Raw genomic sequence first — 21,490 nt, 5'->3', positions numbered from 1 at the left:
AAGTTGGGACTTAGATTTTTAACTATTGCTGGCACATTCTGTAATACACATTCTTTACTGCACTAGTTAATCGAACTGCAAAACCATTTCGAATCACCCCAGATGATCAACTGCCAGTCCGCCTTCGGAGGTTTCGCGGTAAAGACTGGGAAGGTCTTTTCCGGTTCTGCGCATGGTAACGATCACTTTATCGAAAGACACCCTGTGTTTTCCATCCGACATCACAGCAAAAATGGTGGCATCCAATGCTCTTGAGCCTGCAAAGGCATTGCGTTCGATGCATGGAATCTGAACAAGCCCGGCGATTGGGTCGCAGGTCAAACCGAGGTGATGTTCCATTCCCATTTCGGCTGCGTACTCCACCTGTGCTACTGAACCGCCAAAAAGCTGGGCAGCGGCGGCAGCAGCCATAGCGCAAGCCGTCCCGATTTCGCCCTGGCAACCCACCTCGGCGCCTGAGATGGAAGCGTTGGTTTTTACCAGGTTCCCTATCAATCCTGCGGTTGCAAGGGCGCGCAATATTTTCTGATCGGAAAATTTAAGTGACTCCTGCAAAGCAAACAAAACGCCCGGAATCACACCTGACGAGCCGCAGGTAGGAGCTGTCACTACTTTTCCACCGCTCGCATTTTCCTCGGCTACAGCCAGGGCGTAAGCAAAGACCAACCCGCGACGCTTCAGTGATCCTTTGAACGCATTGGCTTTGATCAGGTATGAGGATGCCTTGCGCGAAAGTTTGATTGAGCCGGGCAGCACACCTTCATTTTCCAACCCTCTTTTAATTGACTTCTGCATCACTTTCCAAACTTCGGCGAGGTAAGGCCAAAGATCCTCATTTTCATGATCTTCAACATATTCCCAGAACTGCTTGCCATTTTCCTGACACCAGTTCAGGATATCAATCATTTTGGTGTGCGGGTAAATGTCATTTTCGACAGAACGGGGCATTTCAGGATCGGCAATTTCACCGCCACCAACGCTATATGCAGTCCAGTCCCCCATCAGTTTACACTCTCTATCGAGGGCTTCGAATAAAATTGCATTGGGATGAAAGGGTTTTACAATTTCCGGTTTCCAGATGATGTCGACTTTTTTCGGCTTAAACTCATCAATGAGGGCAACGTCAGTCAGGTGACCTTTTCCGGTAGCGGCAAGGCTGCCAAATAGCGTCACACGGTATTCTTCAGCAGAAGGAAATTTTTCTTTAAACTGACAGGCGGCTTTGCGTGGTCCCATAGTGTGACTGCTCGATGGGCCGTATCCGATCTTGAAAATCTTTGTGATCGAATCCATAACTAATCCCCGAAATTGATCCCAATCCCGCGGGCTGTTTTCATCAGAGCAGTTTCAGCCTCAACCAGGTTAGGCTGAGCAAGGGCATCTTCAAGCGAAACAGATGTAATCTCTGGATGTCGGTAAGAAACCATGCGGCCAAATTCTTCTTTAAGCACCATTTCAAAAGCTTTTACGCCGAACTGAGTAGCGAGGACACGGTCGTAGGCGATAGGCACACCACCACGCTGCAGGTGGCCAAGCACTGTTGTCCTGATGCTGTGTTCGCAGCCGGCTTGCTTGAGTTGATTCATCAGCACGATGGCAACACCCCCGAGACGACGGTTTTCATAACCGATTTCTTCATCACTCAACGTGGAATAATCTTTGCCAATTGCTCGTGCACCTTCAGATATCACAAGGTTTACAAAGCCGCGGTTACGTTCAAACCTGTGATTGATATGTTCGAGCACTTTGTCAACATCGTAAGGAAATTCCGGCAGAAGACAAATCTCTGCTCCTCCGGCAACAGCAGCATTCAAGGCGATCCAACCGGCATAGCGTCCCATCACTTCAAGGATCATCACCCGGTTGTGACTGGCAGCGGTGGTCACCAGCTTGTCAACGGCTTCTGTAGCTATTTGCACAGCAGTCTGAAAACCAAAGGTCGAGTCGGTGGCTGTCAGGTCGTTGTCAATGGTTTTTGGCACCCCGATGATGTTGCACCCCATGTCGAATAATTGTTTGGAGATCCGCTGTGAACCATCACCTCCGATATTGATGACTGCATCAATTCCCAGGTATTGCATTTTTCGCAACATCTCCTCCGAGCGGTCAACGGTAGTCCAGGAGCCGTCTTTGTTCTTCACCGGCCAGGCAAAAGGACCTCCTTTGTTGGTTGTTTGTATGATGGTGCCACCACGATAGTGAATGCCGGCAACTTTTTCTTCATCAAGGATTACTATTTCAGTGGGCTCGCGCAAAATCCCGTTAAAAGCTTCTATACTTCCCACGATTTCCCACTCACGCTCTTTGGAAGCACGTTTTACAATTGCTCTGATCACTGCATTCAAGCCGGGGCAGTCGCCGCCTCCGGTTACAATCAAACATCTTTTCATATTTTCTGATTAATTTAGTTCATTTGCTAAAAGGCGGCAAATGTAGTGAATTTGCCAGGAAATTGAATTCAGTTCCCCTACCCCATCAGGTTTATTCCGGTATAATTGAACGGGCTGATTTGTTTCAGTTCATCTTTTAGTTCATCAGAAATTTCAAGGGATTCGATAAATCTGTGAAGGTCATCCTTGAAAATCCGCTGATTATTTCGTGTGAGATCTTTCAGGGCTTCATAAGGATTGGGGTAATTTTCGCGACGCAGAATAGTTTGAATGGCTTCGGAAACCACTACCCAATTATCTTCGAGGTCGTTATGAAGTTTCTCTTCGTTTAAAACCAGTTTATCAAGTCCTTTTTGCAGCGATTGCCAGGCGATCAGTGTATGAGCAAAAGGAACGCCGGTATTACGGCTTACTGTGGAGTCGGTGAGGTCACGCTGAAGCCTTGAAACCGGGAGTTTGACAGATAAATGCTCAAAGATAGCATTGGCAAACCCCAGGTTGCCTTCCGAATTTTCAAAATCAATAGGGTTGACTTTGTGTGGCATGGCTGATGAGCCTATTTCACCCTGCTTGATTTTTTGCTTGAAATAATCCATGGAAATATAGCTCCATAAATCGCGGTTCAGGTCAATCAGGATAGTGTTAATGCGCTTCAAACCATCGAAGAAAGCGGCCATATCGTCGTAATGTTCGATTTGTGTGGTAACTGATTGCCGATGAATTCCCAGTGTTTTATTTAGGAAATTGTCAGCAAATTCAATCCAGTTTATTGAAGGATAAGCCACTTTGTGTGCATTAAAATTGCCGGTAGCTCCTCCGAATTTTCCCGAGAACGGAATGGTTTGAAGTAATCTTAGCTGCTTTTCCAGCCTGACAACAAAAACAAGGATTTCCTTACCGAGCAAAGTCGGCGATGCCGGTTGACCGTGGGTTCGGGCAAGCATCGGTATGTTTTTCCATTCTTCAGACAGTACCTGCAGTTTTTTCACCAGTTTCTCAAAATTTGGAAGCAACTCATTTTCCCATGCTTCTTTCATCGAAATTGGAACAGCCGTATTGTTGATGTCCTGGGATGTTAACCCGAAATGAATGAACTCCCGGTAGCTTCCAAGCCCCATTTCATCAAATTTTTCCTTCAGCAGGTATTCCACAGCCTTAACATCATGGTTGGTGATCTTTTCGATCGCTTTTACCCGATGTGCCTCTTCAATCGAAAATTCCCTGTAAACAGACCTGAGTTGCTCAAAAACAACATGTTCCACATCCTGAAGCTGCGGAAGCGGAAGCTGGCACAAGCTGATGAAATACTCAACCTCAACACGAAGGCGGTACCTGATCAGTGCAGCCTCTGAAAAATAATCCTGAAGCGGCCTGGTTTTATCGCTGTACCTTCCGTCAACCGGCGAAATGGCGTTTAATTGATCGAAGTTCATGATGCACGATTTTAATTGTTGATTTGGAAAATTTATTTGCAGTTGGCAAGGTGTGTCCTTTGCAGATATTTTGTAAACCAATCGTTTGCAAGAAGTAAATATTGCCACAAAAATAATCAACAAACTGATTCTAAGGCAGGCGTTTATTAAGAAAGCATTTTAAATTATTCTTATAAGTTTCACTAAATCAACTCTTAGCGCTAACAATCAAAGAATTAACTCTAAACATCGGATTAATCTCGCTACTTTTGCCAGCAATTCACTAATTCATTTTTTCAAAAGAACAATTGGAATGAAAGACGCAAAAAATCTTGGTTTTCTCACCAGGCAGGTTCATGCCGGCGAGTTTGACGATCCGCTGGGAAGTGCCACCGTACCGATTTATCAGACTTCCACATTTAAATTTAAGAGCGCCGACCACGGCGCCGCTTGCTTTTCTGGTGAAGAAAGCGGGTATATTTACACTCGTTTGGGAAACCCGACCATTGAAGCCCTTGAAAAAGCCGTTGCAAACCTTGAACACGGTTTTGCCGGAATTGCTACCTCCTCCGGAATGGCTGCCATTACCACTGTTTATCTTGCTTTTCTTGGAAAAGGAAAACACATCGTCAGCCACAATTCATTGTATGGCCCGGCCAGGGGAGTTATGGAAACTGTTTTCTCCCGCTTCGGCGTTGAATATTCGTATGTTGATACAACTGACATCGAAAATGTTCGCAAAGCCATTCGCCCTGAAACCACAATGATTTACACCGAAACACCCGCCAATCCGACAATTGGCATCACCGACCTGAAAGCGCTGGCAACACTTGCTCATGAACATGGCATTCCGCTGGTGGTGGACAATACTTTTTGCAGCCCCTATCTTCAGCGACCAATCGAATTAGGTGCAGACGTCGTGGTTCATTCCATGACGAAATTCATCAATGGCCATGCGGACATTGTTGCCGGGATGATCATTTCAGCAAATGAAAAATACCACAAACTGATCAAACCGGTGATGACCAATATGGGCTGTAATATGGACCCCCACCAGGCTTACATGGTACATCGTGGATTGAAAACCCTCGGCCTTCGCATTGATCGTGCTCAGGAATCAGCAATGAAAATTGCGGAATATCTTGAAAATCACCCGAAAGTGGCCTGGGTTAAATATCCCGGTCTTCAGTCACACCCTCAGTATGAATTGGCTAAACAACAGATGGATGGCCCGGGTTCGATGATATCTTTTGAGTTGAAAGGCGGTTTGGCTGCAGGTAAACGGATGATGGACAACGTACGTTTGATTTTACTTGCAGTTTCTTTAGGTGGCGTGGAATCGCTGATTCAGCACCCTGCATCAATGACTCATTCCAAAATCTCACACGAGAAAAAGATCGAAGCCGGGATTACTGACGGACTTGTCAGATTTGCCGTTGGAATTGAAAATGTGGAAGATATCATTGCCGATCTTGACCAGGCGCTGGAAAAAGCATAGTCCATACTTTCTTGCTGGCTGATGATACATGAACTCAAAACATCAACTGAAAAGAGGCTGTCTCAAAAGTCTGTATTTAACCCGAATCGTTGAAAATCAGGAATACCCCGTCCCTTCCCGTAGGGATCCCAATGGGAAAAGGGAGCCTGATTTTCAACGTTCTCCCTTTAGGGATCAAGGGTTAAAAAACGTTGAAAATCCAAACGAAATACTTTTAAGACAGCCTCTTTTTTTTGGTATGAGAAAAAAATATCTACTTTTATTTTCTGTTTTGAAGCCATTAACCTACATACAATGTACCCGCGGTTTTCGATAATTTCCAAAATAGTCATCCTCTTGCTGTTCTTGTGGATAAGCCAGGAGGCTTCAGCTCAAAAAGTTGCTGTAGTCCTCAGCGGTGGGGGCTCGCGTGGTGCAGCGCATGTTGGTGTGCTAAAAGCATTGGAAGAAAACAACATCCCCATTGATTATATTGCCGGTTCTTCAATCGGTGCATTTGTTGGGGGGCTCTATGCGGCTGGGTATTCCCCTGCTGAAATTGAAGTATTTCTTACATCCGCCGAAATGAAAAGGTGGTCAACCGGAGAGCCCAATCCGAAATTCACTAATTTTTTTCGTGAGAGTGAGCCGGATGCATCCTGGATCAATCTGGATTTTGACTTCTCAAAGCGAATCTCACGAATTCTCCCTTCAAGCCTTGTATCATCTGAGGAAATGGATTTCGCAATCATGGAGCTCTTTGCTGCCGCCAATGCAGCAGCAGGCAATGATTTCGACAGTTTGTTTATTCCATTCAGGTGCGTTGCCTCCGACATTGACGAAAGCGTGCCTGTGATTCTCAGTCGTGGCGACCTTGGGAATGCCGTAAGGGCTTCACTGACTTTCCCGTTTGTTTTTAAACCAATTCGCATTGAAGGGCGGTTGCTCTTCGACGGTGGCATGTATAATAATTTCCCTCAGGACGTTGCCATCGAAGCTTTTAAACCAGATCTGATCATCGGAAGTCAGGTATCACGCAATTATCCAAGCCCCGACCCCGATGACATCATCAGCCAGGTGCAAAAAATGCTGATGACTGATGCCGACTTCAATTTATCAGTCGAAAACGGTATTATCATCAAGCCCAACCTGGTTAAGCCAAACCTCACCGACTTTTCAATGGCTGCACAACTGATAGACAGTGGTTATGTGGAAACCAACCGTCAGATGTCAAATATCAGAGAGATGATCACACAATACAGAACTGCGGAAGAAGTGCAACAGGGAAGGAAAGCATTTACTACCCGCATGCTTCCTTATTTTATCGATAGCCTGAACACTGCTGATTTGAACAAGTATGAAGCGGCTTATCTGAACAGGTTGTTGTTTCATAAGCTACAAACAGTTACCCTCAAGGATGTCAAGGTGGGATACTATCGGATAGCTGCTGACGGCTTTTTTAATGTCGGCATGCCTTCGCTGACTTTAAAGGAAAACAAGCAGAAGTACTATCTCGATCTTAACCTAAGCAAGTCGGACCGGTTCAATGTAAAATTCGGGGGAAATTTATCCACCCGTGTGGCCAACCTCGGATTCGTGGAAATGAACTACAAATACCTTTTCACACAAGGTTTGAATGTAGCTGCAAACGTCTATTTCGGGCGATTCTATTCATCAGTTCTGCTTGGAGCAAAACTGGAACTTCCCTCACGAACTCCTTTTTATTTCAGTACGCGAGTCGTTTACAATCATTTTGATTACTTTACAAGCACAATCCATTTTATCGAAGACATCACTCCCTCCTATCTTATTCAAAATGAAAAATATATAAGAATATCCGGGGGAGTCCCCACCTCCACAAAAGCAAAGATTGATGCCGGTTTTGCTTTTGGCCAGACAGAAGATATTTACTATCAGTCCAATCTGTTCACCAGGGAAGATACAGCCGATGTTACCAAGTTTAATTTCACTAAAGCCTGCATCAGGTGGGAACATAACACGCTCAACCGGAAGCAGTATGCCAATGCAGGATCGAACTTTTCATTGGAAATGCATCTGATTTCCGGGAAGGAGCAATTCGAAAGCGGATCGTTGTCCAACGAAATACCGGACAATGATCAATACCACAGCTGGTTCAGGATCCGGATGGTATGGGATAATTATTTTAAACGGTTAGGGCCGTTCAGGTTCGGTTTTTATGGTGAAGCGATGCTCTCCAACCAGGATTTTTTCACGAACTATACTTCAAGTCTTCTTGCTGCGCCTGCATTCATGCATATTCCCGAAAGCAAAACTATTTTTCTGACCAATTACAGGGCTTACAATTACGGCGTTGCAGGCATTAAAGCTGTTGTTCAGCTTTCCAAAAATTTTGACTTCAGGTTCGAAAACTACCTTTTTCAGCCTTATCAGCAAATTCTTAAAAATCAAGATCACACACCTGTATTTGGGGAGGAATATGCAAACAGGTACTATGCAGGTTCAGTCGCGCTTGTTTACAATACATTTCTTTGTCCGATTTCATTTTCGGTGAATTATTTTGATAATCCTGAAGATAAGTTTTTCTTTGCATTTAATATTGGGTACCTGATCTTTAATAAACGCGCACTCGAATAACTACCAGATAATGAGAATTCTAATTATCATTTTATCAATTACAGCCTTCATTCCTGCATTCAGCCAGGAAAAAGGGTCAATCCTGCAAAACACCGGTATCGATTTTATTCAAACTCCCGGAATTTATTTTACTTTCGAAGTTGATGACCGCGACCTGCTCAATAAAATCTCGGGAATTGTTTCCATCGATAACGTGAACGGCAATCAGGTTGTAGCCTATGCTAATGCAGAAGAGTTTGCACAATTTCTCACATTTAACCTTCCCTATCGTGTATTTGAAGAGCCTGCCGATGAAGCGATATTCACTATGCTTGATGAGGTAGATGTCAGGCAAATTACCAGTTGGGATTTTTACCCGACTTATGAAGGCTACATCAGCATGATGAACCAGTTTGCCACCCAATATCCGTCGTTATGCCAGGTGTTCAGCATCGGAACATCGGTGCAGGGCAGGCAACTGATGATGGCAAAAATTTCGACAAATGTCTCCGTTCGTGAACCCGAACCACAGTTTCTTTACACCGGAACCATCCACGGTGACGAATTGACCGGGTATGTACTTTTTCTGCGCCTGATTGATTACCTGCTCACCAATTACGGCGCTGATCCAAAAGTAACCTACTTGCTTGACAATGTGGAAATCTGGATCAATCCACTTTCAAACCCTGACGGGACTTACAAAGGCGGCAACAGCACTGTGAACGCGGCTGTGCGATACAATGCCAATAATGTTGACCTGAACCGGAATTATCCTGATCCGGAAGATGGCCCCCACCCGGATGGTAAAGCCTGGCAACCGGAAACCATCGCCTTTATGCAACTGGCTGAAGACAACAACTTCGTAATGTCCGGAAACACACATGGTGGAGAGGAGGTGTTGAATTATCCCTGGGACACCTGGTCGCGGCTGGCAGCCGACAACAACTGGTGGATTTATGTTTGTCGCGAGTATGTGGACACAGTGCACATCTATTCTCCTTCAACCTATTTGGATGGATTTAATAACGGGATCACCAACGGCTATGCCTGGTACACCATTTCAGGCGGGAGGCAGGACTACATGAATTATTTCCATAATTGCCGGGAATTGACCATGGAAATATCAAAAACCAAAAAACTCCCCCCAACTCAGTTGCCAGTCCATTGGGACTGGAATTACCGGTCGCTGTTGAATTACATCAAACAAGTTACGTATGGTGTTGCAGGCACAGTTACCGATATCGAAACCGGAGATCCGATTGTTGCAAAAATTTCCATTGAAGGACACGACCTTGATAATTCGCATATTTATTCAGAAAACGAGCACGGATTTTACCAAAGGTTGCTGGAAGCCGGTACCTATAACCTGACGTTTACGGCGCCCGGCTACTTACCCGTGACGGTTACAGCTGTTAATGTAAATCGTTATAATAAAACAACACTGAATGTTCAACTGGATGCCGGTGAGTTAGACCCCCAAATAAGTGCTTCTGAGAATCATGTAATTACCGGCTCTGCAGTTGATTTTAACGATGAATCATTTGGCAGGCCGGTTTCGTGGCAATGGTCATTCCAGGGAGGACAGCCTGCTTCATCCTCACAGCGAAATCCGGGTGGAATTCAATATAATGCTGCGGGAAGTTTTGATGTGACACTCACCATTACCAACAGCGACGGAGAAACAGCGACTAAGATTTTTGAGGATTTTATCCGGGTTAGCCCGGTTTATCTGATGAGCAATTCAACAATAACTACCTGCAATGGTTTGTTTTACGATTCCGGCGGGGCATCCGGAAATTATCCCAACAACTCAAACCTGACATTGACTTTTTCGCCAGAAACCACCGGGGCAATGGTGAAAGCAGATTTTCTCGAATTTTCACTTGAACCGCACTCCACCTGCAGTTACGACTGGCTGAAAATATTTGACGGTGCAAACACCAGCGCCCCTTTGATCGGAACTTACTGCGGGACAAATTCGCCCGGAACCATCATGGCAACAAATCCATCAGGGAAATTGACTTTTCAGTTCAAATCAGATGTGTCAGCAACAGCTTCCGGATGGAAAGCATTGATTTCATGTATTTTGGAACAACAGATCAGTTTAAATGCAGGCTGGGCCGGCATTTCATCGAATGTTCATCCCATAAATCCGGAGATTGAAATCCTTACAGCACCTATCACTCAGGACCTTATTTTAATTAAAGGTGATGACGGAATTTATCATCCGGCGCTCAACATCAACACCCTCGAAACCTGGAACGCCCGCAGGGGCTATCTGATCAAACTCAGCGAGGCAAACCAGTTAAATATTGTTGGTTCCCCGGTTCAGAATAAAACCATTTCGCTGACAGAGGGCTGGAACCTTATCCCGGTGCTGTCCGAAACGCCTGTTAGCAGCGCCAGTATGCAATCTGTTTTAGGACGAAGATTAATTATGATTCAGGAAGTTGCCGGTTTTGGCATATTCTGGCCTGATCAGCAAATCCAGACTTTACAGTGGCTTACTCCGGGAAAAGCCTATTATTTAAAAGTCACAGAATCAGTACAATTTACTTTTCCTAATCTATAAAATCAGAAATCATAAACTAAAAGCGATTGAAGATGAAGATTCTCTTGTTAGCCGTGTTGCTAAGTTGCTTTCTTCCAGCGTCAGCACAATCTGACATTGACGTGGTTTTCCTGAAATCTGGCGATCGTATTGAATGTACAATACAGACTGTTACCAGTGATTCGCTGTTCATCTCAAGGTTCTCAGGGCGAAATAAAGTCTTTGATGCATATGCGTTGGAAAATGTTGCTGCCTACCTGGTCAATAATTTCTATACTACACCCGGAGAAGACATCATCAGGGCAACAGGACATTTTTTTACCGGAACAACTTTAATGGTTGCTGGGGGTATTATTACTGTGATGGCGGTAAATGATGGGAAAAAGGATATCGCAGTGATCGGGACAGCCATTGGAATGCTGGGTTCGGTGTTTTTGTTTTCCGGCTATTCAAAAATGAACCAGGCAGGGAAAAAGATGAATAAGTTACAATTGCAGAATAACCGGATTATTTATAAACTATAACGATGGCGGAGTTTTCTTTTTATCTTTATCTCTGAATTCAGCAGCAAATTCTTTAGCGGCTTTCACAAAGTTGACAAACAACGGATGGGGTTTATCCACGGTGCTCTTGTATTCAGGATGGAACTGCACACCGATGAACCAACGGTGATCTTTCAACTCAATGATTTCGACAAGTTTTCCCTGCCGGTTAATACCTGATTGTATCATGCCTGCTTTTGTGAAATCGTCGGAAAACTTATTGTTGAACTCATACCGGTGCCGGTGGCGTTCTGAGATGTTTTCGGTGAAGTAAACTTCATAGGCTTTTGAGCCTGCAGCCAGGTTACAGTCAAACTTGCCAAGCCGCATGGTACCGCCAAGCCCTGATATTTTCTTCTGATCCTCCATCATGTCGATTACAGGCCAGGGGGTTTTCTGGTTGAACTCAGTAGAGTTGGCTTTTTCCAAACCGAGTACATTACGGGCGAACTCAATCACTGCGCATTGCATCCCAAGGCAGATACCCAGAAACGGTATATCATGCTCCCGTGCATACCGGACAGCATTGATTTTACCTTCAATGCCGCGTGAACCGAAACCGGGTGCAACCAAAATTCCATCAAGGGTTTTCAGCAGGTTTTCGTTCTCCCCCTCTTCGATCAGCTCCGAATGAATCATCTTCACATTCACCTTGCAATGATTTTCGGCCCCGGCATGGATGAACGATTCGCTGATCGACTTGTAGGCATCTTTCAATTCAACGTATTTGCCGATCAAACCGATAGTAATCTCTGATGTCGGGTTTTTTATCCTTCTCAAAAATTCCTCCCAGGTCTTCAGCCTGGGCTCCTGATCTGACGGTAGTTTTAGTTTGCGTAATACTTCAATATCAAGTCTTTCTTTGAGCATGAGCAGGGGCACATCATAAATCGTTTTTGCATCAATGGATTCGATCACGCAACTGTCGTCCACGTTACAGAAAAGGGCAATTTTCGATTTGAGTGCATGACTAAGTGGCCGTTCAGTGCGACAGACAATAATATCCGGCTGCACTCCCTGCTCGAGCATTGTCTTGACAGAATGTTGTGTGGGTTTTGTCTTCAGTTCTTCAGCGGCAGCCAGGTAGGGAACCAGGGTAAGGTGAATCACCACGCAGTTGCTGCCAAGCTCGCGACGCATCTGACGCACAGCCTCAATATAGGGTAGCGATTCAATATCACCTACCGTGCCTCCGATTTCAGTGATCACAATGTCGTACTCACCTCTGTTGCCAAGTAGTTTAACCCGGTATTTGATCTCATCGGTGATATGTGGGATCACCTGCACGGTTGATCCGAGAAAATCTCCGCGACGCTCCTTGTTAATGACTGCCTGGTAAATCTTGCCTGTGGTTACGTTATTGGCCTGGCTCGTGGGTACGTTCGAAAACCGCTCATAGTGCCCCAGATCAAGATCGGTTTCAGCGCCATCTTCAGTTACATAGCATTCACCGTGTTCGTAAGGATTCAGCGTCCCGGGGTCGATGTTAATATATGGGTCAAGTTTCTGGATGGTAATGGAATAACCACGGGACTGCAGTAATTTTCCCAGAGATGCAGAAATGATTCCTTTTCCTAAACTTGAAGTAACGCCTCCGGTTACAAAAATGTATTTTGTCTCAGCCATTTGCCCAGCAATTAAAATTTACTGCAAAGTAAATGCTTTGATTCGAATTTGAAGGTGATATTGGGAACTTTATCCCTTTTAGATTTCAATTTCAATCAATTTTATCTTCCAAAGCTCACAGGCCATTAGCGAAAAGATAAAACGGGCCTTTGAAAATAACTATGACATCAACCTGATAACCTGACATCCTGATAACATCTCCCCAACTGCTAATAGCGCATGAACCGGAGAATTCAACTTCCACAAAAAAAGGACGACCTTGTGGGATCGCCCTTCGACAAAAATTATGAGAATAAAACCTTAATAATAGCGATAACTCTTTACCTGGCCGATGTGCTTGGCAAGCCTGATGACCTGGCAGGTGTAACCGAACTCGTTGTCGTACCATAGGTAAACGATTACAGTTTTGCCATCTTCCGAAATTTTGGTAGCCGGCATATCATAAATACATGCACATGAATCCCCGATGCCATCTGATGAAACAAACTCGGTAGAGTTGCTGTACCTGATCTGCTCGATCAGTTTGCCTTTGAGTGCAGCCTGTAAAAAGAGGTCATTTACCTCGTCCACAGTAGTTGGTTTTTCTACTTCAAGGGTAAGAATAGCCAGCGAAACATCAGGTGTGGGAACCCTGACGGCGTTAGAGGTCAGCTTACCTTTCAGGGCCGGGATGGCTTTGGAAGCAGCGGAGCCTGAACCGGTTTCGGTGATCACCATGTTGACCGGCGCCGAACGTCCGCGGCGCGATTTTTTATGGTAATTATCGAGCAGATTCTGATCGTTGGTGTAGGAATGGATGGTTTCTATATGTCCCTTGATGATACCCAAACTGTCCAAAATCACCTGTAAACCCGGAACAATGGCGTTGGTGGTGCAGGATGCAGCCGAGAAGATGGTTTCATCTTTGAGATTAAGCGTTTGCTGATTCACACCATAAACCACGTTTGGAATGTCTCCTTTTCCAGGCGCCGTGAGAAGCACCTTACTGACTCCCTTTGACTTAAGGTGTCTTCCCAATCCGTCGCGATCGCGCCAAACACCGGTATTGTCAATAACCAGTGCATCTTTAATCCCATAAGCAGTGTAATCAACATCTTCGGGGGAATTAGCCGAAATCATATGGACGATATGTCCATTGATGTGAAAGCAGCTGTTTTCGATGTCTTCGTTGGCAACACCATTGAAAGCCCCATGCACAGAATCTTTCCTGAACAACGAAATCCTTTTTTTAAGATCCTCGGGGGTATTACTGCGGGTAACAATCGCTCTTAATCTAAGTTGGGATCCGTTGCCGGCCGTTTTGATCAACTCCCGTGCAAGCAAACGTCCGATACGGCCAAATCCATAAAGGACAACATCTTGGGTGCGTGTACTACGTGGCGGAGCGCCAATAAATTCTTTCAGCTTGTCAACAACAAACTCATTGGCATTACTGTAATTGTCTTTTTCATCAGTCCACTCTGAGTTTAATCTGCCGATATCAATTCTGGCCGGCGCAACATCTTCAGCAAGAATAGCTTTGGCAATTACAAGCGAATCCTGAATCCGAACCGGTTTTTTTAAAATAGTCTCGGCACGTACATGTTTGTTCAGAATTTTTCCCGGACCCCGGTCAATGAGTTGGCTACGCAAACAAATTAATTCAATTGATTTTTCGAACCATAATTTCCCGAGTACATTGATAAATTCTGCTGCAGCTTTCTCATCATCAATCCACGACTTTAATGATTTGTCAAAACTATCCATAACTTCTTTGTTTAATTTATTGAAATTGATTAACTTAGATTCTATTAACAGATTAAGAACATTCGGCCGGTTAAGGCAAGGCAAATGTAAATAAATTAATTGCAGAAAATCAAAACGATAAAAAAAAATGCTGCCGGGTGTGGACTACCCTTGTTTTATGTTTTCAGGAAGGTTTTGCTTTGTAATTTCGAGATAAGCCTGCTCAAGGCCGACCTCGTGGAGGCTGATGGCTGAGATGGGAACATCAGCCAGTTTACTGACGATTTCGTTCAATTGATAAATTTCGGGTAAACATAATGTCAATTTGCCTGCATATTCGCGAATTTCCCATCCAAACGAGGTTGCTTTTTTACGGAGAAGGTTTTCATTTTCAGTTCTGACAAAGGCAAGCTGGACTGCGGGAACAATTTTTCGCAATTCATCAAGCGAGCCTTCAGCAACGATCTTTCCCTCCTGAATAATTCCAATTCGGGAACAGAGTTTCTGAGCCTCATCAAGAATATGTGTAGTAAGCAGAATGGCTAATTCCTTACTTTTAAGGTGATCCATCAGTTTCCACAATTCGAAACGGGCTTCGATGTCAAGTCCAGCAGTGGGTTCATCAAGAAACAGAATGGTTGGTGAATGGACCAGTGCAACGGCAATGTTAACCCTGCGCTGCCAGCCTCCGCTGAGTTTGTGAACCTCGGTGTTTGCATACTCTTCGAGGCGAAAAAGGTCAATCAGTTCCTCTGCCTTCGCAATTCCATCGTACCGGGATAGACCATAGATCCTGGAGAAAAAAACCAGGTTTTCTTTACAGGTCAAATCCTTGTAAACTGAAATTTCCTGGGGGACTACTCCCAGCAAACTTTTCGTCAGTTCCGAAGGAGGCTTACCTGCTATCCTGATCATTCCTTCATCAGCCTTCAATAAACCGCAAAGTATATTGATGGCGGTGGTTTTTCCTGCGCCGTTCGGACCGAGAAGTCCATACAGTTCACCTTTTTCAATGGTGAAATTTAATCCATCAAGGACAATTTTGCTGTCAAATGACTTCCTGAGATTTTCAACTGCTAACATACTAAGTCATTTTTTCTTTTGAGAGTAATTTCCTGTACGAATGAACCCCTAAAAGGAGGGTTAGCAGCGTAAATATGATCAGGAACAACATATTGGTCCAGATATCATCCACACCGTAACCTGCAGCAGAAACCCCTTTAAGCGCCTGGTTCATGTGAAAGATCGGGTTGAGATACGCCACTTTGAGTAAATAAGGCGGCATAATAGAAATTGGGAAAAAGGTTCCTCCAAGCACAAGCAGCGGAACACCGAAAGCTGCTACCGGGCCGTTTACATCTTCAGTCCGTTTTGCAAACCTTGCACCGAAAAAAAATCCCATCCCCACAAATGAAAAAACGCTTAAAACAATAATTGCCAGGCAAAGAAATATTGACCCATAAATCCTGCCCCCAAACAAAAAAGCGATGCCATATACAATAATTGTCTGGCCGAAAGCAATCACAAGCTGGGCAGATACTATTCCCAAAAAATAGGAAACAGGCTTCAGCGGTGATAGCAGCAGCCTGCGAAGCGTCCTTCGCTCGCGTTCAGCCACCACATGCGCTGTAGTCCCACCCAGGCAACTGAAAAACAATGCAGCACCAATCAGTATTCCGGGTGCGGTGTAATCGAATGATTTTGCGGCATTATCTGCTCCGGCGTATATCAGCCCAAAAAGCAGTAGCATCAACGAAGGGAAGATCACCCAGAAAATGATACTGCGCCGGGTCCGGATCAATCCTTTGAGAATAAGAAAAGTGATCGCTGAAATCTCAGTGAGGTATCTATTCATGTATCCGGAGTTGATGAAGTGTTAAAATCTGTCGTTGCTCCAAAATGACTTTACCTCATATCGATGACATAAAAGCCGGGAAATTCTTTGTCGCTGAAGGCAAATGACTTATCATCCACAGGGAGGTCAGTATCGAAACGGTTGATTTTATAGGTGTATTTGCTGCCGTTCTGGTCAAAAATCTCAATTACAAAAAGTTGCATTTTATCTTTTTCAATAAAGAGATGAACTTTATCGAATGATTTTTTCTGATTGGGGGTAAGCTCAAGTGCGTGGACATTTTTGCCGTGAAGGGTAGTGACTTTGGGGATTAACTTCGATTTGTACTGATCGCTGTAACTTGTCAGCAGTTTTGTAGGGGTAAAAACGTCGTCACCTTCGGCAGCATCGTTAATCTGCACTTCTTTGGCATCGCTGAGCACAGTCCACACGTTTTTCCCATCAGAAATAATGGTTTGTCCTGCAATTTCGAGACGGTATTTGTCGCCACTCATTGTGGCTTTTCCGGTCGTGGTTTCGTTGATATTGGCGTCCGGATTTTCCATCTGGTAGCTGAATTCGATGCTGATGGATTTGTATGCTTTTGTTTTCTGGGTTACCTCTTCCAGGATTTCTGAGGCTTGTTTGTCACGCGATTGGGCTTGCAGCGCTAAAGGGAAGGTGAGAACGAAAAATGCAAAAAAGCTGATGATCAATTGTTTCATGTTTATTTACCATTAAAATTATTGTCCATATTTTTCAAAAACTGTTCCAAATCCAACTCAGTTTTAATTAATACCTCACGGGCTTTACTTCCTTCAAATGGACCGACAATACCGGCGCCTTCCAATTGGTCAATGATTCGTCCTGCACGATTGTATCCTATTTTCAATTTGCGTTGCAATAATGAAGTTGAACCTTGCTGGGTTTGCACCAAAATCCGCGCTGAATCTTCAAACAGCTGGTCTTTTTCTGAAGGATCAAATTCGGTGATGTGCTCGTCCTGCTCATCGGAAAACTCGGGTAAATGATAGGCATCGGGATAGGCGCGCTGTGATCCGATAAATTCGGTCAGCCTGTCAATTTCAGGCGTATCAATAAAAGCACATTGCAGCCGGATAAGATCACTTCCGGTTGAAAGCAGCATGTCGCCACGTCCGATCAGCTGGTCAGCGCCGGGGCTGTCGAGAATGGTGCGTGAGTCAACTTTTGAAATCACCCTGAAAGCGACACGTGCCGGGAAGTTGGCTTTGATGGAGCCGGTAATAATATTTACAGAAGGGCGCTGCGTGGCGATAATCAGGTGGATACCCACCGCGCGGGCAAGCTGAGCAAGGCGCGTCAACGGGATTTCAATTTCCTTTCCTGCTGTCATGATCAGATCGGCAAATTCATCGATTACCAGCACGATGTAAGGCATGAAATGGTGACCTTCGGTAGGATTGAGTTTACGCTCCAGGAACTTGGAATTGTATTCCTTAATATTCCGCACCTGGGCGTCTTTAAGTAACTCGTAACGCGTGTCCATCTCAATCCCAAGCGAATTGAGGGTACGAACTACCTTTCGTGTATCGGTGATTATGGCCTCTTCGGAATCGGGCAACTTGGCCAGGTAATGGCGTTCGATCTTTGAAAACAGGGTTAACTCCACCTTTTTGGGATCAACCATCACGAACTTCAACTCAGCAGGATGTTTTTTATATAAAAGGGAAGTAATGACGGCATTCAGGCCGACCGATTTCCCCTGACCCGTAGCGCCGGCCATAAGGATATGGGGCATCTTGGTGAGGTCGGCGATAAAAACTTCATTGGAAACAGTTTTTCCCATCCCGAAAGGCAACTCTGCTTTGGATTCCTGGAATTTCTCTGACGCGAGAATCGACTTCATCGAAACGATGTCAGGGTTCTGATTTGGCACTTCAATACCAACGGTCCCTTTTCCCGGAATCGGTGCGATAATCCTGATGCCGAGAGCCGACAAACTCAATGCAATATCGTCTTCAAGGTTACGGATTCGCGATATGCGTATCCCCGGCGCCGGGATGATCTCATACAATGTCACTGTCGGGCCGATGGTCGCTTTGATCTTTTCGATGTCAATACTGTAATGATTCAGCGTTTCCACAATTTTTTGCTTGTTGGCAATCAACTCTTCATTCCTAACATTCACCTTATCGCTGCCATAATCGTTCAGTAAATCGAAAGTTGGAAACTGGTAATGTGGTAAGTCGAGGCGCGGGTCGTAAAGGCTTTCCACTCCATAACGTGATTTGATGGTTGTGGAAGTTGGTTTAGGGGGCTCTTCTTTTTTCACCTGCTGTGTATCCGAAATGTCTGTTGGATTTTCGATGGTGAAGTCCACCGATCCTGAATTTTTCAATGGTCTCTCCCGCACCGGAATTCCGGGATCAAGTTCGATGACATTCGGACTGCCAGATTTTTGCAAAGGATTGGGGAGAACTTTATTTGTTCCATTGGTTTTTTTTCCGATCATGCTGTTTATCCCTTTGTCCTTCCTTATCTTCTCATTTTCATCATCATCATCTTCATCCTCCTCATCAACTGCATACTCTTCAACATTGTATTTATCTTCCCTGCGCTGCTTGCCGTTTCCATTCTTTTCCTTCCCATTTTTTCCGTTCCGGCCAAATAATTTAAAAGAAGGGATTTTGAAATTAAACAAGGTAAAGAAGCCTATAACAATAAGAAATACGATGAGCACAAAAAAGAGGATCAATCCGGTGCCGGGTTTTCCCAGGTAATTCACCAGCCAGTTTTCGACAAAAATGCCGAAAGTACCCGGGAAAATCCCATCCATCACATTGGGCATAACATAGGCAAAAGTGGCCGGAAACCACAGTATTCCAATGAGTACAATCTGAAATGTTTTCCATACGGGAGCATTTGATTTTGGTAACAACAATTTAATCCCGGCCATCAGAAAAAAGAAAAGAAAAAGATAAGCGGCGACACCAAAGCCTTTTTTTATCGAATAATAGGCACTCACGGCTCCAAGCTTACCCATCAGGTTATGAACTGTAACATTGCCTGACGTTAGAATGTCCCAAACCTTCATATTGAAAACCGTGTCTTCGGGTTTCCATGTATCCAGGTAAGAGCCATAGGCAATTCCAAGGAAAATGGAAAGAAGGATAATGAACAGGCCAAAAACTTGTTGAACCTGGCGTCTGTTAAAAAACCGTTTCCTGGATTTCACCGGAGTACTCTTCTTTCTCCTTTTCTGACCCGGGGGGGGCTCCTTCAGCTTGTTGGTTTTTAATACGTTGCTTTTTACCGGCATATTGGTTTTTAGTTCTTTAAACAGTCGCAAAGGTAATATTAAATGATTATTCCTGTTTTTATTGCCATGATTTATCAAATTCTTGCCGATCTGATACTGGTTATTCACCTGCTTTTTGTTGCATTTGTGGTTGCAGGCGGATTGCTTGTCATGAAAAAGCGATGGATTGCGCTGTTGCATCTGCCCGCTGCTGCCTGGGGAGTGCTCATTGAGTTGATGGGCTGGTACTGCCCCCTCACACCCCTCGAAAATCATTTCCGTCACCTGGAAGGAAGTTCAGGCTTTGAGGGCGGTTTTGTTGAGCATTACCTTGTTCCGGTTATTTATCCTGATGCGTTTACCCGTGAACTACAAATCATTTTGGGAACTTTGGTGATCGTGGTCAATCTGGTGATTTACGGATTGATCATTTTCAACAGTAAAAAGTAAATCGGAGACCGGTTGAATTCCTCTTTTGACAATAAACAACCAAAAAAAACGTAAGTGGTGAGGTAATTTTGACTTTGAAAAATTAATAGCCTTTTTCCAATGGCATTGCGGCATTTTAACTACCTGGTTGTTCTATTCCTTGCGCTGGTTCTGATCAATACAGCCTGCCAGAAGGATGAAGATTTTAATACCAGTCCATCGGTGAAACTGGCCTTCTCTTCCGATACCATTATTTTCGACACTGTTTTTGTCACCGTTGGTTCGATAACCCAACAAATCAGGGTGTACAATACGTCAAAAGAGCGAATAAAAATTTCTTCCATTAAACTGGCAAATGGAGCTGATTCCCGATATTCGATCAATGTGGATGGTCAGTCGGGAATGCAATTCAACGATGTGGAAATCGCCGGGAATGATAGTCTTTTCCTCTTCGCCAGGGTCACCATTGACCCTTCCGATGCTACGCTCCCTTTCATTGTTAGCGATTCTATCGTATTTGAAACCAATGGTAATGTTCAGGATGTTGACCTGGTCGCCTGGGGACAAAATGCAAGATTCATTCTTTGGGATACTGAGCGGCCGGGGCTTCCGAAATACAAAATTGTTGCAGGCGAAGGTGCAGATACAACCTGGGCCAATGACCTTCCAATCGTCGTTTATGGCTATGCTGTGGTTGACTCGACCGGTAGCCTGACTATTGAGGCGGGAACAAAAGTTCATTTTCACTCAGGTTCCGGATTGTGGATTTACAAAGGCGGCTCACTTAAAGTACTCGGAACATTGGAAGAGCCGGTCTATTTTCAAAGCGACCGCATGGATGGTTTTTATCAATATCTGCCGGGACAGTGGGACAGAATTTGGATTAATGAAGGCGCCGTGGACAATGTGATCAATTATGCAATCATCAGGAATGGATTTATCGGATTGCAGGTGGAAACCCTGCAAGAGTTTATGGGCAATCAACTCTACCTGAACAATACGATGATTGAAAACATGTCCGGTGCAGGGATACTTTCACGGTTCTACCTCATAGCAGCTCAGAATTGTGTAATCACAAACTGCGGGCAATATGCCGTGGCGCTGACCCTTGGGGGTTCCTATGACTTCAGGCACACGACCATTGGTAATTACTGGAACTACAGCATCCGCAACACGCCGTCGGTCTATCTCAATAATTACTATATAAACCAGGACAACCAGCCGGTTATATTTCCTTTCAATTCCAACTTTGCCAACAGCATTATTTACGGAAACCAGCGGGAAGAAGTGGTTATGGACAGTCAGGGGGAAGATTTTCTTGTAAAATTCGATCATTGTCTGCTAAAAACCGAAATGGACATTTCAGACCCTGCCATATACATTAACTCCCTCAAAAACGAAGATCCTGTATTTGTTAATTACCAGGAAAACGACCTGCAACTCGACAGCCTCTCGCCTGCCCGAAACATAGGAAGCCCGGAGATAGCCATTACAGTTCCGGTTGACATCCAGGGTGAAGACAGAACCAAAACCCCTGACCTTGGGGCGTATGAATGGGTTCCGGTGATTGAACGGAAACCACGTTAATCAACTTATTGACCAGCAGCAATGAATACCATCCGGACCAAG

General features: G+C 44.6%; 15 protein-coding genes. 6 read left to right on the top strand and 9 right to left on the bottom strand.

Going from position 1 to position 21,490, the window contains the following annotated elements:
• Nucleotides 1-93: 93 nt before the first annotated feature.
• The 3 genes from IH598_11770 to purB all read right to left on the bottom strand — a co-directional run bounded on the left by IH598_11770 (nucleotide 94) and on the right by purB (nucleotide 3,823).
• Nucleotides 94-1,293 (bottom strand): L-serine ammonia-lyase, encoded by a 1,200-nt coding sequence (locus tag IH598_11770; protein ID MBE0639189.1) that lies wholly within the window; start codon nucleotides 1,291-1,293, stop codon nucleotides 94-96.
• Nucleotides 1,294-1,295: 2 nt separating this feature from the next.
• Nucleotides 1,296-2,390 carry an ATP-dependent 6-phosphofructokinase gene (locus IH598_11765; GenBank protein ID MBE0639188.1) on the bottom strand — a complete coding sequence of 365 codons (1,095 nt, stop codon included), beginning with the start codon at nucleotides 2,388-2,390 and terminating at the stop codon, nucleotides 1,296-1,298.
• Nucleotides 2,391-2,467: 77 nt separating this feature from the next.
• Nucleotides 2,468-3,823 carry an adenylosuccinate lyase gene (gene purB, locus IH598_11760; protein ID MBE0639187.1) on the bottom strand — a complete coding sequence of 452 codons (1,356 nt, stop codon included), beginning with the start codon at nucleotides 3,821-3,823 and terminating at the stop codon, nucleotides 2,468-2,470.
• Nucleotides 3,824-4,115: 292 nt separating this feature from the next.
• On the opposite strand from purB, the gene IH598_11755 reads away from it, so the two are divergent.
• The 4 genes from IH598_11755 to IH598_11740 all read left to right on the top strand — a co-directional run bounded on the left by IH598_11755 (nucleotide 4,116) and on the right by IH598_11740 (nucleotide 10,949).
• A complete protein-coding gene (locus IH598_11755; GenBank protein ID MBE0639186.1) occupies nucleotides 4,116-5,300 on the top strand; it encodes a PLP-dependent transferase in 1,185 nt (394 codons plus the stop codon).
• A gap of 294 nt (nucleotides 5,301-5,594) precedes the next feature.
• Entirely contained in the window at nucleotides 5,595-7,895 is a 2,301-nt protein-coding gene (locus IH598_11750; GenBank protein MBE0639185.1) for a patatin-like phospholipase family protein, read from the top strand.
• 10 nt (nucleotides 7,896-7,905) lie between these two features.
• Nucleotides 7,906-10,446, top strand: coding sequence for a carboxypeptidase regulatory-like domain-containing protein (locus IH598_11745; GenBank protein ID MBE0639184.1), 2,541 nt, complete (start codon nucleotides 7,906-7,908; stop codon nucleotides 10,444-10,446).
• 32 nt (nucleotides 10,447-10,478) lie between these two features.
• The gene (locus tag IH598_11740) at nucleotides 10,479-10,949 is read left to right on the top strand and encodes a hypothetical protein (protein ID MBE0639183.1); all 471 of its coding nucleotides are present in this window, start codon (nucleotides 10,479-10,481) and stop codon (nucleotides 10,947-10,949) included.
• Here IH598_11740 and IH598_11735 read toward each other — a convergent pair.
• The 6 genes from IH598_11735 to IH598_11710 all read right to left on the bottom strand — a co-directional run bounded on the left by IH598_11735 (nucleotide 10,944) and on the right by IH598_11710 (nucleotide 19,453).
• Entirely contained in the window at nucleotides 10,944-12,593 is a 1,650-nt protein-coding gene (locus IH598_11735; GenBank protein MBE0639182.1) for a CTP synthase, read from the bottom strand. The two genes, IH598_11740 and IH598_11735, sit on opposite strands and share 6 nt — an antisense overlap.
• A 300-nt stretch (nucleotides 12,594-12,893) precedes the next feature.
• Entirely contained in the window at nucleotides 12,894-14,339 is a 1,446-nt protein-coding gene (locus tag IH598_11730; protein ID MBE0639181.1) for a glyceraldehyde-3-phosphate dehydrogenase, read from the bottom strand.
• A gap of 144 nt (nucleotides 14,340-14,483) precedes the next feature.
• Entirely contained in the window at nucleotides 14,484-15,401 is a 918-nt protein-coding gene (locus IH598_11725) for an ABC transporter ATP-binding protein (GenBank protein MBE0639180.1), read from the bottom strand.
• A gap of 1 nt (nucleotide 15,402) precedes the next feature.
• A complete protein-coding gene (locus IH598_11720; protein ID MBE0639179.1) occupies nucleotides 15,403-16,173 on the bottom strand; it encodes an ABC transporter permease in 771 nt (256 codons plus the stop codon).
• Nucleotides 16,174-16,223: 50 nt separating this feature from the next.
• Complete coding sequence (locus IH598_11715; GenBank protein ID MBE0639178.1) at nucleotides 16,224-16,877, bottom strand: outer membrane lipoprotein carrier protein LolA; 654 nt, start codon at nucleotides 16,875-16,877, stop codon at nucleotides 16,224-16,226.
• 2 nt (nucleotides 16,878-16,879) lie between these two features.
• On the bottom strand, nucleotides 16,880-19,453 hold the full coding sequence (locus IH598_11710; protein MBE0639177.1) for a DNA translocase FtsK 4TM domain-containing protein: 2,574 nt from the start codon (nucleotides 19,451-19,453) through the stop codon (nucleotides 16,880-16,882).
• A 66-nt stretch (nucleotides 19,454-19,519) separates the two neighbouring features.
• Here IH598_11710 and IH598_11705 point away from each other — a divergent pair, with 66 nt between their 5' ends.
• Both IH598_11705 and IH598_11700 read left to right on the top strand, forming a co-directional pair.
• Nucleotides 19,520-19,882 (top strand): DUF2784 domain-containing protein, encoded by a 363-nt coding sequence (locus tag IH598_11705; GenBank protein MBE0639176.1) that lies wholly within the window; start codon nucleotides 19,520-19,522, stop codon nucleotides 19,880-19,882.
• A gap of 99 nt (nucleotides 19,883-19,981) precedes the next feature.
• Nucleotides 19,982-21,448 carry a hypothetical protein gene (locus IH598_11700; protein ID MBE0639175.1) on the top strand — a complete coding sequence of 489 codons (1,467 nt, stop codon included), beginning with the start codon at nucleotides 19,982-19,984 and terminating at the stop codon, nucleotides 21,446-21,448.
• The last annotated feature ends 42 nt before the right edge of the window (nucleotides 21,449-21,490 follow it).

This window comes from Bacteroidales bacterium (assembly GCA_014860585.1).
In the GTDB taxonomy this organism is placed as follows: domain Bacteria; phylum Bacteroidota; class Bacteroidia; order Bacteroidales; family 4484-276; genus RZYY01.
The sequence above is the reverse complement of the archived record's forward strand: the minus strand, read 5'-3'. Positions and strand labels throughout refer to the sequence as shown.

Bases quoted from the DNA above. Each gene is read 5' to 3' on its own strand.
- IH598_11770 (MBE0639189.1), bottom strand. From the start codon at position 1,293: ATGGATTCGATCACAAAGATTTTCAAGATCGGATACGGCCCATCGAGC.
- IH598_11765 (MBE0639188.1), bottom strand. From the start codon at position 2,390: ATGAAAAGATGTTTGATTGTAACCGGAGGCGGCGACTGCCCCGGCTTG.
- purB (MBE0639187.1), bottom strand. From the start codon at position 3,823: ATGAACTTCGATCAATTAAACGCCATTTCGCCGGTTGACGGAAGGTAC.
- IH598_11755 (MBE0639186.1), top strand. From the start codon at position 4,116: ATGAAAGACGCAAAAAATCTTGGTTTTCTCACCAGGCAGGTTCATGCC.
- IH598_11750 (MBE0639185.1), top strand. From the start codon at position 5,595: ATGTACCCGCGGTTTTCGATAATTTCCAAAATAGTCATCCTCTTGCTG.
- IH598_11745 (MBE0639184.1), top strand. From the start codon at position 7,906: ATGAGAATTCTAATTATCATTTTATCAATTACAGCCTTCATTCCTGCA.
- IH598_11740 (MBE0639183.1), top strand. From the start codon at position 10,479: ATGAAGATTCTCTTGTTAGCCGTGTTGCTAAGTTGCTTTCTTCCAGCG.
- IH598_11735 (MBE0639182.1), bottom strand. From the start codon at position 12,593: ATGGCTGAGACAAAATACATTTTTGTAACCGGAGGCGTTACTTCAAGT.
- IH598_11730 (MBE0639181.1), bottom strand. From the start codon at position 14,339: ATGGATAGTTTTGACAAATCATTAAAGTCGTGGATTGATGATGAGAAA.
- IH598_11725 (MBE0639180.1), bottom strand. From the start codon at position 15,401: ATGTTAGCAGTTGAAAATCTCAGGAAGTCATTTGACAGCAAAATTGTC.
- IH598_11720 (MBE0639179.1), bottom strand. From the start codon at position 16,173: ATGAATAGATACCTCACTGAGATTTCAGCGATCACTTTTCTTATTCTC.
- IH598_11715 (MBE0639178.1), bottom strand. From the start codon at position 16,877: ATGAAACAATTGATCATCAGCTTTTTTGCATTTTTCGTTCTCACCTTC.
- IH598_11710 (MBE0639177.1), bottom strand. From the start codon at position 19,453: ATGCCGGTAAAAAGCAACGTATTAAAAACCAACAAGCTGAAGGAGCCC.
- IH598_11705 (MBE0639176.1), top strand. From the start codon at position 19,520: ATGATTTATCAAATTCTTGCCGATCTGATACTGGTTATTCACCTGCTT.
- IH598_11700 (MBE0639175.1), top strand. From the start codon at position 19,982: ATGGCATTGCGGCATTTTAACTACCTGGTTGTTCTATTCCTTGCGCTG.